The following is a 13,839-nucleotide window of genomic DNA, read 5'->3' as shown; positions in this document are numbered from 1 at the left end:
ACTCGGCTGACCGCTTCCATCCCTGCCAGCACCTGCGCATCACTCGGCTGGGGGCGGGGCTTGTACTCGACGCTGCAGTTTCCGTCCCGGAGGGCACCAGCATGAGGTGCCCGATCACCGTGAGAGCACACCCACGGCGTCGGATCTGTATTCGTGTTCGGTGTGCTCTCACTCATGGCGGTTCTGTTCCTCTCGGTTCTCTCCCGGGGTGGCGGCGGGATAGAGTCCCACCTCGCGGTTGAACGTCTGACGGGCGTTGATGCGCTTCCACACGTCCGCGGTCCGGTTCAGGCATCCGGCACCGATCACGATGGAGATCGCCGGGTCGTCGAAGATGTGGAAGCGCTCCGGGTCTGTGAAGTTCGCGTCGTTGGTGCGCCAGCGTTCGAGCCACTCGACCTCGGCGGGCGTCGCCGCTCCGCCGACGCGCTCCATGAACTGAGCGACGTTCAGGTTCCCCATGCGTAGGTTCATCGGTTCTCTCCCGAGCTGGCGGGGGGCTGATTCGTCCAGGGCAGCACGAGCCCATCTCCCGGTCTGCGCGGCACGTAGTGGACGTGCAGGTGCGGGACGGTCTGAGAGGCGTCGGAGCCAGCGTTCACGATGAGGTTGAAGTCTTCGCCTCGCTCGGCCGCCCAGTACGCCGCCCACTCGAACACCGCCCCTGTCGCAGACGGAGCCTCCGCGGCGTGCTCGTAGTGGAACGCCGGAATGAACAGGCGATGTCCGGGCGTGACCGGGTTCAAGGGTTCGAAATGGTAGACCCCGGAAGCGCCGATCTGTTCGATTCCTTCGCCGCCGAGGACGACGTGCATGACCATCTTGCAGAACGGGCATCCCGCTTCGGCTGCATCGAGTGTGGAGTTCATCGGTTCTTCTCCTAGTTCTCTCCCTGTACGGCGCGGCGGAGGCGTGCGATGATGCGACGCCACAGACTCGGATGGTCTCGGACGGGTTCGCCACAGATGCGGCATCGCCAGTCCCAGTAGTCAGGGCCGCGCCACGGTGCATGCCACAGATCAGCCATGGTTCTCTCCCTGTACGGCGGATGCAGCACGCAGAGCGGCGTCCAGGGCGACACCCGCGAGGACGTTCGCGATCTCCTGGCCGTAGATCATCCGGTGCACGTCGAGCCCGTTTCGGGCCATCTCGGCGCGCACTGCGTTTCCCGCGGCGAACTGCTGCGCAGGCTTCGGGTAGATCGCATCTCGGAGGCGACGGAGGAGCCCCGCCGTGTACATGCGGTCGCTTGTGTCCGTCAGCGCGTGGGGTCCGTGAGATGCAACCGACGACAGGAGCATGTTCACCTCGTGCACGAGCCGCTTCGGCGCGTCGGACGGTTCGCCCTGCGGCTCCGGGTGTTCGTCGTGCAGCGTCGCCGTCGCGCTCTCGCAATCCGGGATGTCATCGAGAGCAGATGAGATCTCGCTGTAGGCGTGCTCATCCATCCGGTCGGAGACCTGATCGAGAACCTCACGTACGGCTTGGATCGCAGGTGCCTGCATCAGCCGCTCGGCGCTCGGCTCCGGTACCTCGGAAAGGGCGGTCGACTGCGCAGCTGCGACACCCATCGTGAACCCGGCGCTGAACAGCGTCGGGGTCGCTACCTCCGGATGGCTCGTGATCGCGCGGTACCTCATCCACGCTTCCTGCGTCTCATCGCGCCGTCGGGAGAAGCCCCACTGCTGCACTGCCCCGTCGTCGGTTGGGGTGATCCTCCCGATAATGACTGCGTTCCACGCCTTGTCTCGCCAGTCGGTTTGCCTGTTGTCGGTTGGATTGGTCGGGGTGTGCGCCTTCTCGAACACGGCCAGAGCAGCACGAGCGATGTGCCGCCACACGGGCTGACCTGGACCCGCGTGGTACATCGGCGGCTCCTCGGGGTATCGCGCAACGTAGTCGGCGTAGATCGCCTTCGCGGCTTCCTCGATCAGTCGTTCATCGGTCATCGTCTTGTCCGTTCTGTGGTTGTGTTCTTTCATGGGGATTCCTTCGGTGGCGCTCAGCGCTCAGGTGGACGGTGAGCCGCAGGGCTGGTGGACGAGCTGGTGGGACTGGTCGTCATTTGGTCCCGACGCGCTAATCGGTATCGGGACCGGTCTGATCGTCGCGATGATCGTGCTCGGGACAGAGAGGCGCTTCGCGAAGCGCGCTCGTGGCCTCGAGGTGTCGAACGCCGAAGCCGCGGTAGTCGCGAAGGCTCGGGTCGCTCTTCGACACCCGATCGCATGGGGCAGCGCGATTCACGACCTCAACCCAGATCGGACTCAACTGGATCGTCTTGTCCCTGTCGTGGGCGCGGTGCCAACTGGCGAGCCATCGCAGCGATTCCCCGGCGTGATTCACGCCCATCGCGCGGTGCAGTTGCTCGACGAGGTTGAGTCATCGGCAGATGCCGTGTTCGCGCAACAGGCCAAACACGAGACGCCGCACGATCTGCTCGCAGTCTCCGACGCTGTTCTCCACAACATCGATCGGCTTCTGCGAGAGCCGGGCGACCTGATGTGGTTGTGGGAGTGGCCCGAACCCGGCGGCTGGGCACGCCTGTCGCCGAAGATGAAGCGCGACGTCGAAGACGACCTCGACCTGCGTCAGTACATGGACGAATACGTCCGCAACCGTCGTCTGCTTGAGGCGCACCGAGAGGCCTTCATCCTGGTCGACGGAGCGTGGCGCGCCGACGAGTGGACCGCGACGGTTCTCAAGACTCGCGACGCACCCCGATCCTTCTGGAAGAGATGGCGCCGCTCGTTCGCCTACCGCCGTTCGGTGCGCGAGGCGATGGATGGAGCCGAGATGCTCGGGTACGAGATCGTGTCAGCCGTCGACAACATGGCCTACTGATCTGTGCTGTTGGCGATCGCTAACAGCACGTCGGCATGGCAGGGTTCGCCGTCGAGAGGGCACCAACAAGCGAGGTCTTTCCCGCGCAGGGGGTCGAGTAGGTGGGGGTCGTCGCCGAGCTTCCACCGGATCATCTGCTCGTAACGGCGGACGGCTTCGTGGCGTCCGAACTCTTCGACGGTGAACGGGTTTCCCCACCGGGACGGTCGTGCGACGACGACCGCCCCCTCGGGCTTCCGGTATCCGCGCCGGCGCGAGAGCTGCAGACGCTCAGGCATCAGTGACCGCCTTCCGTTTCGGAGTCATGAGCCAGTTCCCGAGCTGGTGGTAGAGCTTCAGCGCGGCGGCGTCGGTGAGTACCACGTCGGAGTCTTCGACCCTGAGCCGGAGGTACTCGGCGACGTCGGTGGAGTCCTCCGCTTCGGCGTGGCCGGGGACGCACCACGCGGGGATGCTCGCGAGCTCGATGTCCGTACTGAGGTCGGCGGGGTCCGGGAACTTCGTCGAGCTGCCGTAGACGAGAACCGTGCCGTCGGCTTCCTCGTTCTCGTCGGCGCCGATTAGCGGCCGCGACGAGTAGATGCTCATGACCCCAGCTCCGCAATGAGCGCCTCGGCCTTCACGACAGCGACAGCGTCCTCATCGCCGGCGGCGACAAGAGCGTCCCACCCGCGAGACCCTCCCCACTCCCCCTCGATCTGCACGATGTCAGACCTCGCTTGCTCGAGCACGGGGACGCACGCGGCGATGGCCGCACGGGCCGTCCGGAGCTCGCTGACGAGCGCGAGGATGACGGCCGGGTGTGCCGCGGCGATGTACTCGGCATTCGGACCGTGCCCATCCTCCGATGTCGCAACGACCTCGTGGCTGCCCGACTCATTCGGCTCCGCGGTCCCAATGAAGCGATGCGCCCAGTAGTTGATCTCCGGCTCGTCTTCGCCCATGCCGTCGAGCATCCACGGACCAGGCGTTGCGGCTTTGGCCTTGGCCTCGAGCGGGTCGAGGTCGATGCGTTCAGGCATCCGTCTTCTCCTTCCGTGCTGCCGCCTTCTCGCGGCGTTTCATGTCTGTCTCGATCGCCGCGAACGCGGGCGCGTACTGCTTCACCCAGGCCGTCCACGCGATGACGTATCCGCACCCTTCGGAGCCGCAAACGACGCGCAGCTCGTCACCGAAGTGGTCGGGCGCGGACCGCCATAGGTGCGTGTACCCGCAGTTCGGGCACTGCAGATACGGGATGGGTCGGAACTGCGCCTCGGAGTCCGGCCACCGTTTCAGGGCGACGCCCATGCGTTTCAGCATCACGACGGCCTGCGTGGCACCCGCCTCGGTTGACACCCACTCGTCGACGTCGAGCGCGACGGCGTCGTGCGCAAGCTGTATCGCTTCGTCGATCGTCGCCGTCGACCGGATCTGCCGGGCACCGAGCGACACCATGAGCTCGTCGGCCGCGATCCACGGGTCGGGCATGAGGATCGACTTCTCCATGGACGTGTCGACCCGCTCCCCAACCGCCTGAGCCGCCTTCTCGATCGACCGGAGGTGGGAGATCAGCCACGCGAGGCGGCCGAGCGCGTCGACCACGCGCCGGTAGCAGACGCCGCAGAGGTAGCCGTGCTGCGCCGACCGCGGCACACACCCTCGGCATTCGGCGTTCTCGCACGTAGCGTAGTGGGCCACGGGAACGCGCGTGCCGTCCGGGGTGATGCCCCGCCGCCGGCATGGGAAGGGGCGATCCGCTCTGTGGATCGCCCCCATGACATCGGTGTGCGTGGTGATGCACATGGTCTGGTCGTCAGCCATCGGTGGCCCTTCGTCGGAACGTCATCGACACCGCACTCAGGTACTCGTGCCCGGCGAAGTTCGACGCCTCCTGCCGGTCCGCGCCCATGAAGCGCGCGTCCTCGGGAAGCTCCGAGAGTGCGGCGATCATCGCCGCCGGGCTGTCCGGCGAGGTGACGGTGAGGATCTCGTGCTTGGTGACGGTCACCAGACCCCCTCCCTTTCGTCTTCGTCGTGGATGCCGAACCGTTCGACCTCGGCGCGCTCGTGCTCGGACAGCTCGGGGGCGGCCGGGTGCATGGGATTCAGTTCGTCCCGGATGGTGTACTCCCCGATGGGACGAAACCGGAGGCCCGCGGTCAGCGGACGGGACCAGAATGGGTCGTTGACTGCGGCCAACAGGTTCGATGGCTGGACCGTGAACGGTGCCTCGCGCGTGAACATCTCGACGTCGACGGCCTTCGGGATGTTGATGATGGTGCGATTCGGACCCTCATCGACGATGATCGTGATCCCCGCGTACTCGGCGCTCACTCGTCGACCTCCGCGCTGATCGTGACCTCGGCAGGGGTGAGCTCGTCGCCGGGCTGGAAGGTGATCTCGACGTACGGGAGCGCTTCGTCGAAGAAGTCCCCGGGGACGGTGATCTTCGCCTTGACGATGACGACGCAGGGTTCGACCTGCGCGTCGCGGCTCTTCGCGACCTTCGCGACGGTGAGGTCGGTGCTGTACTGGCCGGGCTTGAGGTGGAGGTAGACCACCTGCGAGCGTGCGGGCTTGGGGAAGCTCATGACTTTCCTTTCAGAATCCGGGTCAGGCCGGTCGTATGGTTCTTCGGGAGCTCGACGATCGGGTGACCCTCGAGGATGGATGCGCCGATCGCCGCCCAGACGGCGTCGGCTTCGTTGTCGTTCGACACGGCCGCCTCTGGGATGCGGCGTTCGGTCGCGAGGAGCACGTCGGACTTGTTCGCGTTGCCGCGTCCCGTGGCGAGCTTCTTCAGCGACGACGGGGCGAACACCCACGGTGCTTCGTGATGCTCGGTGAGGTCGTTCGCGGTGAGCCACCAGCCGCCGAACATGCGGTCCAGAGCCGAGCTCTTCGCTCCGAGCGACGGCCCCTCGATGGCCCAGATGTCGCCCTCCGCGGGGTCCGCCCAGGAGACGATCTGCGCGGCGATCCCGTGGACCCGGTCGAGGTAACCGTCGATGGTGCCGTCGTCGGGCTTCGTGGAGATCGTGCACCGATCCCACTCGCCATCCACGTACGCGGCGACGCCGCAGCCTGTGAGCGACCAGTCGATGCCGATAAATGCGGTCATGCTGATGTCCTTTCGAGCGGCCTCATGCCGCGAGTCCGTATCTGATCGGCGGGACGCCGGGGCGCGCGAGCATCTCGCGGAGTGCCCATGCGGCCTGCAGTGTGACGACGCCGTTCCCGCAGGCTTTGAGCTGCTCGGCCGCCATGCCGAGACCGTGCACGCCAGCGAACAGTTCACCTGATCGCAAACCGGTCATGCAGCACCGCCTTCCCAGCCGCCGAGTAGCGACGTCTGCAGCGGCTTCCGCACCCGAGCCAGGATCAGCGGCAGGTGTGCGGCTTCGAGCTCGATCAGGTCGACTTCCATGCCCTCAAGCAGCGCCGCCTCGCCGGTCGTGCCGGACCCGGCGAACAGGTCCAGGACGCGGCCGCCGGGACGGGTGACGAGGCGAACCAGCCACCGCATCAGGTCGAGTGGTTTCACCGTGGCGTGTGCGACGCCGTCGACCGTGGGGCGCTCAGAACCGGGCGCCTTCGCCTCGTACTTGAACGTGGGGAAGAACCGCGACGCACCACCTCGATCGCCGTAGAACGCCGGATCGCCGACGAGCCCGCGACGCGCACCGAATGCGACTCCCGCTCCGGTCGGTTCGCGCAGCGACGGCCCGGATGCCTTGCCCGCACCTCCGGTGTCCGGCGCCTGACGATCCAGCTCGGCCGCCTGCGACTGGTCGAGCAGCACGTTCGACGGGAACCTACCCTTAGAGCCGTCGTACTCGGTACGGTCCATGTCGCCGGCCATAGCGGAGCGCTTGCCGCCGTCCTTCGCACGTGGCGTCGAGCCTGGGCCATCGCTGAACGTCTGCACACGTGTCGCGTCGATGTTGATGGCCCCGGTGCCGTGCGCGAGCACGTTCGCTGCGACCGTGCCGGCGAACGGCTTCCGGGCGACGATGATCGGTTCGAACGCCGGCTTGAGTGCCGTGCCCCACCCCTGCCATGTCCGCGCGTCGTCGGTGACTGGGTCACCGGTTTCGGCGGCGAGCTTCGTGCCCTTCTCTGCAGAGAATCCGGCACGCCCACTCGCGTATCTCTCGTTGCGCATGTGCGACACCCGATCCCGGGCAGGGGCGCCCGGTTCACGAGTCGCGCCGGCGAGCTTGTCGATCTGCTTCGAGACGTCGAGCGACTTCGGGAATCCGGAGCCGTAGAGCCATGCGATCGAGTCGCGGATCTCGAACCCGGCATCCTCGATCGCGGTCGCGATGCGATGCCAGGTGCGGGTGCCGCCGAACGACAGCAGGTAACCTCCGGGCTTGAGCACCCGGAAGCACTCCCGCCACACCTCGACGTCGTAGGCGATGCCGGTCGAGTCCCAACCCTTCCCCATGAAGCCGAGCTCGTAGGGCGGGTCGGTGACGATCGAGTCGTACGACGCGTCGGGCAGGGTCGGGAGGATGTCGCGGTTCGAGCCGTGGAACAGTCGGAGGCCGGCGTCCTCGTAGTGCAGGGTCATCGTTCTCCTAGGACGAAGAAACCCCCGCGGTGGCGGGGGTTCGTCGGGTTCTGTTGGCTGGGAGCTTGAGGTAGTTCCGTGTCGAGGAGACCTGCCCTCGTGTCTTCCCGAGGCGGTCTGCGATCTGCGCGTCCGTGAGCCCCTGGTCGACGAGATCCTTGATCGCCTGCTGGTTCGGGTTGTTCGCGACGCCGGGCACGCGGCGTGCGTAGACACGGTTCGCGTTCCGCTTCACGATGGGTCGTGCCGCGGCTTCCGCGGCCCGCTCGGCCTCGACGATCTGCTCGGGCGTCATGCCGGCGTCGATCTGACGGCGGAACGTGAAGTCGCCGGCGTATCTGGTGTGCACGGTCCGGCAGGACACCTCGGCGGGGCAGTGGCCCCCACGGCATCCGTTCTTGAACCCTTCGGGTGTGCCGTGCGGGTAGTTCGCATCGGTGATGATGTCGGCGTTCATGCGACCTTCTTTCCGCCGCCACCGCGGCCCTGATTGTTCGCCGCGAGCCCCGCATCGCGGCGGTACTGTGCGACCTTCCAGTTCGGCACGTCGAGTCGTTGCGCGATTCGCGCGTCCGACAGTCCGGCCCGCACGAGGTGCTCGACGCGGTCTGCGGTTGTCTCACGCCAGGGCATGAGCTCGAGCGTCGCGGCGAAGATCAGTTCGGGCACCTTGACGCCCATGCCTTCGGCGACGTTCACGAGCCGCCCGTAGTCCCTGTCGGGAATGTCGATGACAACCCTCATGGCTGCCCCTCTCAATGGAAAAGCCCACTCACCCGTTCTGCTGGGTCAGTGGCCTGTGGATAGTGGTTGGTCTACGCGGTGGCTTTCCTCGCCGTGCAGTGCATGCACGTTCCGCCGGGGAGCCACCGGTGTTCACCGGTGCACTCGATCTGGTGCGATCCGTACTTCGCGGGGATCTGCGTCGGCTTGCTCTTCGCATCGGCCTCGGCTTTCTCGTACCGCTTCCGCGCTGTGCCGCACGCCCGGCACGGGTCGTCAGTGCCCTGGGGATGCTTTGAGCAGAAGGGGGAGAGTGGCGCGTCAGCGCCCTCCTCTCCGTTCCCTTCCTTTCCCCTCCCCTCCCCTCCTGGCGTGAGATCACCCAAACTCGCGTGAGTTTCGGTGAGTCCCACAGAGTCGAGGTGAGCGCAGACGGGGCACCGAGAGTTCCACCGGGTGTCGACGCGCTGATGATCGTTGAACCTCGGGATCACGAGATACCGCCTCCCACCGGGGAGTTCGATGCGCTCGACTCGTCCCGATGCGATGAGCATGTCGACGAGCGCGGCGCCGTCGACCGGGTCGGCCGGGAGCACCTTGAGCTTCAACCCCATCGGGTCATCCGACATGTGCCCTCGGTCGCACGAGTGGTTCCACATTCCGATGTAGAACAGGCGTGCTTCGAACGGCAGCGCGATCATGGCTCCGTCAGTCCAGAACTCCGGCTTGATCGTCCGGATTCTTGCCACGGCTGTGCCACCTCCTGTTCTGCATCTTGTTGTGGAGCGGATCGAGGTTGCGAATGCACCACGTCTCCCAAGCGCGTGAGTCGCGCGAGTCCCGCCCTTGGTGAAGGTCGAAGTACCGCACCTGCGGCCACCACGGCTGCGTCCGACGGTGTCGCGTCCATCTCGCGTAGGGATTCCACGTGACGCCCACGTAGAGCAATCGCATCTCGGCGTCGTAGAACCTGTAGATGAACTCACCGCCGGGGGACGAGGTTCCGAGCTTCGCCCACTCGGCGGTATCCGAAGGCAGGATGCCGCGAGTGATGAACACGGGCACTGTGCGAGCCATCACGACTCCCTTCTCAGTCGTCGTCGCATCGGCACGGCTTCACCAGCCAGCAGTCGGGGCAGACGACCTCTCGTGGTCCGAGGGTGGTCGGGTCCGGCTTCGGGACGCAGTCGACGTGGCGGAACTTCCCGTCCGTGTCGCGCTCGATCTCGTCGCCCTCGTGGATGCGGTATCCGCATGCCGCGGCACACGTGCCGTTGTACTGCGCAGGGAACGACATCAGCCGTGCTTCGCGATGATCGTGTTGTTGATGATCGTGGACGCGTTTTCTGCCGCTGGTGTCGACCATCCGCGCTCTTCGAGGCCGACCTTCAGACGGTCGAGCATGTCCGCTACGTCGTTCGAGGCTTCGATCTGCTTCACGAACTGCTCGGCGGTCACGATGTGGCTCCGATCTGTCGGTTGATATCGAGGACGACCTCGGGGCTGCGCACCGCGAGGTTCCGGAGGCCGAGGGCACCCGTGTACGGGATCGGCTCGTCGAGCGCCCGAGGGTTCTCGAACACGAGATGCTGATACCAGCCCTCGGGGGCTGGACCCATCGCCCACGGCGAGCAGTGGTGGCGGCATCCGTTCGGGTGCTCGTCGCAGTCGTGCTGTATCCGCCCGCACCCGCCGATCACAGATGCGCTGTGCACATCGACGAGATCGACGACGCCGATGATGTGGCCCATGAGGCTCCACTGTTCGCGGGGGTCGGGCGCGTCCAGATCCCAGAGATACCCGTGGGAGAACACCTCAGCGCCGAGAGCGACCGCCGCGCGATCTTGCGCGTCCCTCAGCGTCTGCGAACGCTCGTGTGAGTCCTTGTCGTACGTGAGGCCCGCGTGGATGGCGACGGGGCCGCGGTAGCTGCCCGCGATGTTCCGAGGTCGGTTCTCGACGTCCTTGCCGCCATGGATGATCGCCCATGCCCATGGCTGGCGAACGGTGAGTATCCGCATCACGTGTCCTTCCGGTTGCGGTGGTCCGCGAGGCTGATGACGCCCGCGAGGTTCTCTGCTGGTGGTTCGGGGACAGTGGCGCCCCGGGAGTAGGCCTTGTCAGCCCATGCGTAGAGCTCGACCATGTTCCCCTGGAAGTAGCGGAGCAGCCGGCCGCCGCTGTTGGGCTTCGGCTTCGGCGATCCGTTCGCTTCCCATGCCCGTTGAGCGGCGCGCAGGATCTCGTCGGCCTGCTGTTCGTGTCGGAGGTTGGCGCACGATCCGGCCTGCGTCCCCTCCCCGGTGATCGGGTTCACGAGAGTCGACCGGAGGCTCAGTGCTCGGTGCTTGCAAGGGGCTCCCGCTGGCCGGAGCATCGTGCCCAGACACGGTGGGGTGCGCGTGAAGTCCATCCGGTACTTCGGGACGTCGTCATAGATCAGGCTTCGGAGGCCCGGGGTGAGCTCCTCGACGGTGCCGGTGCGGCCCATGAGTCGCAGCGCGCGGTACGCCCAGCTCTCACGCCGGAATTCCTTCACAACCTGCCGATCGGGTGCCGTCTCCCACAGGTGAATACCGGCGAGTGTGAACAGCCGCAGTGTCTCCGGGAGGTCCGGGTCGCTGAACACCGCCTCGCGGAGCTCTTTCGCCTGCAGGGTGCGCTTGATGTCGACCATGGATGCCCTTCTCCGGGGCATCCCCGGTCAGTCTTCGAGGAAGATGAGTCCCCAGTGGTGGAGGAACATCTCCTTGGTGGGGTCGCTCAGTCCTGATGAGAGCGACCATCCCTGCGGTGGGTTCGGTCCGTGGGCGAGACCGTGGCACCCGGTGTGGTTCCCCCACCCGCACAGCGCGACGATGTTCGCCGCTGTGTGCTTTCCGCCACGGGACCGGTACTTCCGGTGATGTAGCTCGAGGGGTGCGGCCTTGCCGCACCCCTCGCACCTGCCGGCGGCGCGCTCGTGCACGGCGGCGCGCACCTTCGGTGGGATCGCGCTCATGCCGGATCGGACGCGATGACCAGACCGGCGGCGTCGTAGGCTTCACGCCACGTCGCATACCCGCTCTCGCTCGTGCCCGGCAGGACGACGCCGCTCAGTCGGCGAGTCTCGACCCACCAGCGGCCGGTGACGGAGCCTCGGAAGACGGACGGCTTCACGAGTCGCCCCTGTATCCGACGAGCTCGGTGAGCGCGGTGATCTCTTCGTTCCGCAGCTCTCGGTGCCCGTTCTCGACCTTCGAGACGACACCTTGCGACCACTCGTGGCCGCGTTCGCCCATGGCCTTCCCGAGATCGCGCTGGCTCATGTTCGCGGCCTTTCGGGCGATCGCGAGCGGATGCTGCGACCGGGTGTCGTACGACCTCTCCGGGGCCGGCGGTTCGGGCTGATTCCCGTTCGGGAGGATGCCGAGGTTGCGAAGCGCACGCGAGATCGCGGACGTCTCTGCAGTTTCCTGCGGGAACTGGCGGGTGATCTCGTCTTCGTCGTTCTCGCCGCGGGTCGCGTGAGCGACGGAGTCGGGCTGTTCCGACTGCGCGTCTTTCCGGATGAACGCACGCACCGTGTAGACGTTGTACGGGATCGCCTCACCGTTGTCGACGATGACTCTGTCGATCTCGGGAAGGATGCTCCCGTTCGGGTACTTCTCCCAGAACGCCGCGATCCTGTCCCCAGCGGTGGCGACATCGTCAGGCGCCTCCGAGCGCGGCGGCCGGTTGATTCGCGACTTCCGCTCGTCGGCCGGGAACTCGATCTCGGGCAGATTGGTGTCGGTGGTCATGCATGTGCTCCTTCGAACTCGTCGATGTACTGGTTGACGTTCCAGACCGGGGCGCGGAGGATTCCGATCGGCCCGCCGGAGCGTGTCTTGTATCCGGGCCACTCCCCGGACTCGATGCCGCGCGCGTACCGCTCCCGGGCTTCCTTCGCCCGGCGACGAGCCATGAGCAGCTCGTCCTCCCCGAGCCGATGAACGCCGGTCAGGTAGGGGGCGTTGGACTCGACGACGACCCACAGGTACGGGATCGTCTCGCCGGTGATGAGGTGGTAGATGTGCTCGTAGTGCGCGAGCTGCACGTCATACCCGAGGCGGAAGACGGTCTTGGCGAACGCTTCCTCGGACGCGTCGTCGGATGTCGTCTTGAGGTCGAGGGCCATCCGCCCGAGCCAGTCCAGCCGGCCGCGCTCGTAGACCCCTGTGGCGGGGTCGGTCGCGAACATCGACACCTCGGGGGCGCCGGACTCGAGCAGTCGACGTGCGGTCGGGTCGGCGAGCACCGACTCGGCCATGAGGTTCACGACCCGGCCCTTCTCCCTCTTCACGGGGATCAACCCCTCGGCGCGCTTCTCGACCTCGAACGCCTTCGCCGCTTTCGTGCTGACCGCGCCATTCGACGCGAGCACGTTGTCGAGCTCCTTCCCCTCGAACTCGAACACCTCGTCGCCCGTCCCGTCGGGATAGATTGCGATGTCAGCGCCGACGCCGAGTACCTTCGTGTGCACCGCCGACCCCTGGTCGAATTCGGGCTTGGGTTCCTGCGGCTGGGAGATGTAGTGGTGGAAGTGCGCGGGCGACCGGAGGATCTTCTTCGCCCCGGTCGAGCTCAGTCCGGGGAGCGAGTGGTACAGCGGTTCGTCGAGGTCATAGACGATTCCGTCGTAAGCGACGTCAGTCACGTGAGTCCCAGCGCTTCCTTGATCTCGTCCCTGGTCGAGAGCTTCTTCTCTCCCCACTCCGGTGCTTCGATCTCGTAGATCGAGTCGAGAGCGTCCGTCGGCGTGATCCGGTTCTCCGATTCGATGCGGAGTAGGGCGAGCACATTCGCGATGCGCTGCTGCTCGACGAGCGCGAGCTGCGCCTCAAGCCTCGCTTCGTCGAGCAGGATCACCGCGGCCATGTACGGGGCGAACGCGGTCGGGTTGTCGGTGACGATCCCGCGTGCCGTCTCCTGCAGTCTGCGAGCTTCGGCGACGTGGTCGATTCGTTCGGGCATCAGCCCCTCACTTTCGCGATGATGCCGCCGACCAGGAGACCGACGGCGATGATGACGAGCACGGTGATGACGACCGGATCTCCGCCGGTGTCGCCGAGCGTGCAGGCGGCCTTGTCGGCGAACCCGCAATAGCCGTTCACGACGCGTCCTGCGGGAAGACCTTGCGACCGCCGGTGATGACGGATGCGTTCAGGCCGAGCTTCGGAGCTCTGAGATCGTTGACCGGTAGAAGGAAGACGACTTCCCCCTCGCCCGAGGCACCCATGATCGCGGCGTATCGCCGTTCCTTGCCCTCGGAGACCACGTCCCAGAGTTCCCCAGGCTGCGCGTCGCGCCAGGGCTTCCGCTCCGGATGAACTTCGAAGTAGGCGCGCGCGACGATCTCGGAGTCCGCCACCTGCGGATGCTCGAGGCATGCTTCCACGTCCTCGCGGCGGTGCGTGGTCGATGATCCGTTCCGCTCGCTCATGACGTTGATGACGTCGCGCCCGTAGGCGTAGACGACGTACTGGGGGTCCATCGGATACCGCCACCGCCCGAGCGCTGCATCGTTCTGCGCGACGAGGTTGTCGACGTACTCGCCGAGCGCCTGGCCGACCATCCCTCCGCCGGTGATCTTGGTCCCGCCCTTGCCGCGGATGATGACCTCACCGTTGTCGGCTCGAGAGATGCTGTATCCCTCGGAGGTTCGGAATGGCCCCGTGACGGTCATGATGCTT

Annotated in this window: 28 protein-coding genes; 1 reads left to right on the top strand and 27 read right to left on the bottom strand. The window is 66.2% G+C overall.

Annotation, left to right across the window (positions count from 1 at the left end):
* Positions 1-168 precede the first annotated feature (168 nt).
* The 3 genes from ACIPY8_RS04850 to ACIPY8_RS04840 all read right to left on the bottom strand — a co-directional run bounded on the left by ACIPY8_RS04850 (position 169) and on the right by ACIPY8_RS04840 (position 1,982).
* Entirely contained in the window at positions 169-462 is a 294-nt protein-coding gene (locus ACIPY8_RS04850) for a hypothetical protein (protein WP_400815560.1), read from the bottom strand.
* An 8-nt stretch (positions 463-470) separates the two neighbouring features.
* Positions 471-869 (bottom strand): HIT family protein, encoded by a 399-nt coding sequence (locus ACIPY8_RS04845; protein ID WP_400815558.1) that lies wholly within the window; start codon positions 867-869, stop codon positions 471-473.
* A gap of 150 nt (positions 870-1,019) precedes the next feature.
* A complete protein-coding gene (locus ACIPY8_RS04840; RefSeq protein ID WP_400815556.1) occupies positions 1,020-1,982 on the bottom strand; it encodes a hypothetical protein in 963 nt (320 codons plus the stop codon).
* Between ACIPY8_RS04840 and ACIPY8_RS04835 the strand changes: the two genes are divergently transcribed.
* A complete protein-coding gene (locus tag ACIPY8_RS04835; RefSeq protein ID WP_400815554.1) occupies positions 1,981-2,844 on the top strand; it encodes a hypothetical protein in 864 nt (287 codons plus the stop codon). The two genes, ACIPY8_RS04840 and ACIPY8_RS04835, sit on opposite strands and share 2 nt — an antisense overlap.
* Here the strand turns inward: ACIPY8_RS04835 and ACIPY8_RS04830 are convergent.
* The 24 genes from ACIPY8_RS04830 to ACIPY8_RS04715 form a co-directional block, all read right to left on the bottom strand.
* Entirely contained in the window at positions 2,838-3,122 is a 285-nt protein-coding gene (locus ACIPY8_RS04830; RefSeq protein ID WP_400815552.1) for a DUF4326 domain-containing protein, read from the bottom strand. The genes ACIPY8_RS04835 and ACIPY8_RS04830 overlap by 7 nt on opposite strands.
* A complete protein-coding gene (locus ACIPY8_RS04825; protein WP_400815550.1) occupies positions 3,115-3,432 on the bottom strand; it encodes a hypothetical protein in 318 nt (105 codons plus the stop codon). The genes ACIPY8_RS04830 and ACIPY8_RS04825 overlap by 8 nt, the downstream gene beginning before the upstream one ends.
* Positions 3,429-3,866, bottom strand: coding sequence for an ead/Ea22-like family protein (locus tag ACIPY8_RS04820; protein ID WP_400815548.1), 438 nt, complete (start codon positions 3,864-3,866; stop codon positions 3,429-3,431). Before ACIPY8_RS04820 ends, ACIPY8_RS04825 begins: the two co-directional genes overlap by 4 nt.
* Positions 3,859-4,647 carry a hypothetical protein gene (locus ACIPY8_RS04815; RefSeq protein ID WP_400815545.1) on the bottom strand — a complete coding sequence of 263 codons (789 nt, stop codon included), beginning with the start codon at positions 4,645-4,647 and terminating at the stop codon, positions 3,859-3,861. The genes ACIPY8_RS04820 and ACIPY8_RS04815 overlap by 8 nt, the downstream gene beginning before the upstream one ends.
* Complete coding sequence (locus ACIPY8_RS04810) at positions 4,640-4,834, bottom strand: hypothetical protein (protein WP_400815543.1); 195 nt, start codon at positions 4,832-4,834, stop codon at positions 4,640-4,642. Before ACIPY8_RS04810 ends, ACIPY8_RS04815 begins: the two co-directional genes overlap by 8 nt.
* Positions 4,831-5,160 carry a hypothetical protein gene (locus ACIPY8_RS04805; RefSeq protein WP_400815541.1) on the bottom strand — a complete coding sequence of 110 codons (330 nt, stop codon included), beginning with the start codon at positions 5,158-5,160 and terminating at the stop codon, positions 4,831-4,833. Before ACIPY8_RS04805 ends, ACIPY8_RS04810 begins: the two co-directional genes overlap by 4 nt.
* Positions 5,157-5,417, bottom strand: a complete 261-nt coding sequence (locus ACIPY8_RS04800) for a hypothetical protein (protein WP_400815538.1) — start codon at positions 5,415-5,417, stop codon at positions 5,157-5,159. The genes ACIPY8_RS04805 and ACIPY8_RS04800 overlap by 4 nt, the downstream gene beginning before the upstream one ends.
* The gene (locus tag ACIPY8_RS04795) at positions 5,414-5,947 is read right to left on the bottom strand and encodes a hypothetical protein (protein WP_400815537.1); all 534 of its coding nucleotides are present in this window, start codon (positions 5,945-5,947) and stop codon (positions 5,414-5,416) included. Before ACIPY8_RS04795 ends, ACIPY8_RS04800 begins: the two co-directional genes overlap by 4 nt.
* A gap of 22 nt (positions 5,948-5,969) precedes the next feature.
* Positions 5,970-6,143 carry a hypothetical protein gene (locus tag ACIPY8_RS04790; protein WP_400815535.1) on the bottom strand — a complete coding sequence of 58 codons (174 nt, stop codon included), beginning with the start codon at positions 6,141-6,143 and terminating at the stop codon, positions 5,970-5,972.
* Positions 6,140-7,402 (bottom strand): DNA-methyltransferase, encoded by a 1,263-nt coding sequence (locus ACIPY8_RS04785; protein WP_400815533.1) that lies wholly within the window; start codon positions 7,400-7,402, stop codon positions 6,140-6,142. The genes ACIPY8_RS04790 and ACIPY8_RS04785 overlap by 4 nt, the downstream gene beginning before the upstream one ends.
* Positions 7,403-7,409: 7 nt before the next feature.
* The gene (locus ACIPY8_RS04780) at positions 7,410-7,859 is read right to left on the bottom strand and encodes a hypothetical protein (protein WP_400815531.1); all 450 of its coding nucleotides are present in this window, start codon (positions 7,857-7,859) and stop codon (positions 7,410-7,412) included.
* The gene (locus ACIPY8_RS04775; RefSeq protein WP_400815529.1) at positions 7,856-8,146 is read right to left on the bottom strand and encodes a hypothetical protein; all 291 of its coding nucleotides are present in this window, start codon (positions 8,144-8,146) and stop codon (positions 7,856-7,858) included. Before ACIPY8_RS04775 ends, ACIPY8_RS04780 begins: the two co-directional genes overlap by 4 nt.
* Before the next feature lie 71 nt (positions 8,147-8,217).
* Positions 8,218-8,874 (bottom strand): hypothetical protein, encoded by a 657-nt coding sequence (locus ACIPY8_RS04770; RefSeq protein WP_400815527.1) that lies wholly within the window; start codon positions 8,872-8,874, stop codon positions 8,218-8,220.
* A gap of 341 nt (positions 8,875-9,215) precedes the next feature.
* The gene (locus tag ACIPY8_RS04765) at positions 9,216-9,422 is read right to left on the bottom strand and encodes a hypothetical protein (RefSeq protein ID WP_400815525.1); all 207 of its coding nucleotides are present in this window, start codon (positions 9,420-9,422) and stop codon (positions 9,216-9,218) included.
* Positions 9,422-9,583, bottom strand: a complete 162-nt coding sequence (locus tag ACIPY8_RS04760; RefSeq protein WP_400815523.1) for a hypothetical protein — start codon at positions 9,581-9,583, stop codon at positions 9,422-9,424. Before ACIPY8_RS04760 ends, ACIPY8_RS04765 begins: the two co-directional genes overlap by 1 nt.
* Positions 9,580-10,146 (bottom strand): hypothetical protein, encoded by a 567-nt coding sequence (locus ACIPY8_RS04755; protein ID WP_400815521.1) that lies wholly within the window; start codon positions 10,144-10,146, stop codon positions 9,580-9,582. The genes ACIPY8_RS04760 and ACIPY8_RS04755 overlap by 4 nt, the downstream gene beginning before the upstream one ends.
* The gene (locus ACIPY8_RS04750; RefSeq protein WP_400815518.1) at positions 10,146-10,802 is read right to left on the bottom strand and encodes a hypothetical protein; all 657 of its coding nucleotides are present in this window, start codon (positions 10,800-10,802) and stop codon (positions 10,146-10,148) included. Before ACIPY8_RS04750 ends, ACIPY8_RS04755 begins: the two co-directional genes overlap by 1 nt.
* A 27-nt stretch (positions 10,803-10,829) precedes the next feature.
* Positions 10,830-11,126: an HNH endonuclease gene (locus ACIPY8_RS04745; RefSeq protein WP_400815516.1), complete on the bottom strand. Its 297-nt coding sequence runs from the start codon at positions 11,124-11,126 to the stop codon at positions 10,830-10,832.
* Positions 11,123-11,284, bottom strand: coding sequence for a hypothetical protein (locus tag ACIPY8_RS04740; RefSeq protein WP_400815513.1), 162 nt, complete (start codon positions 11,282-11,284; stop codon positions 11,123-11,125). The genes ACIPY8_RS04745 and ACIPY8_RS04740 overlap by 4 nt, the downstream gene beginning before the upstream one ends.
* Entirely contained in the window at positions 11,281-11,907 is a 627-nt protein-coding gene (locus tag ACIPY8_RS04735) for a helix-turn-helix domain-containing protein (protein ID WP_400815512.1), read from the bottom strand. The genes ACIPY8_RS04740 and ACIPY8_RS04735 overlap by 4 nt, the downstream gene beginning before the upstream one ends.
* Positions 11,904-12,803, bottom strand: coding sequence for a PD-(D/E)XK nuclease-like domain-containing protein (locus ACIPY8_RS04730; RefSeq protein WP_400815509.1), 900 nt, complete (start codon positions 12,801-12,803; stop codon positions 11,904-11,906). The genes ACIPY8_RS04735 and ACIPY8_RS04730 overlap by 4 nt, the downstream gene beginning before the upstream one ends.
* On the bottom strand, positions 12,800-13,120 hold the full coding sequence (locus ACIPY8_RS04725; protein ID WP_400815507.1) for a hypothetical protein: 321 nt from the start codon (positions 13,118-13,120) through the stop codon (positions 12,800-12,802). Before ACIPY8_RS04725 ends, ACIPY8_RS04730 begins: the two co-directional genes overlap by 4 nt.
* On the bottom strand, positions 13,120-13,260 hold the full coding sequence (locus tag ACIPY8_RS04720; protein ID WP_400815504.1) for a hypothetical protein: 141 nt from the start codon (positions 13,258-13,260) through the stop codon (positions 13,120-13,122). Before ACIPY8_RS04720 ends, ACIPY8_RS04725 begins: the two co-directional genes overlap by 1 nt.
* The gene (locus ACIPY8_RS04715) at positions 13,257-13,832 is read right to left on the bottom strand and encodes a hypothetical protein (RefSeq protein ID WP_400815502.1); all 576 of its coding nucleotides are present in this window, start codon (positions 13,830-13,832) and stop codon (positions 13,257-13,259) included. Before ACIPY8_RS04715 ends, ACIPY8_RS04720 begins: the two co-directional genes overlap by 4 nt.
* Positions 13,833-13,839: the final 7 nt, after the last annotated feature.

It is taken from the genome of Microbacterium sp. NPDC089696 (genome assembly GCF_044749125.1).
Lineage (GTDB): Bacteria > Actinomycetota > Actinomycetes > Actinomycetales > Microbacteriaceae > Microbacterium.
This window is presented reverse-complemented; position numbering and strand designations above follow the sequence as displayed.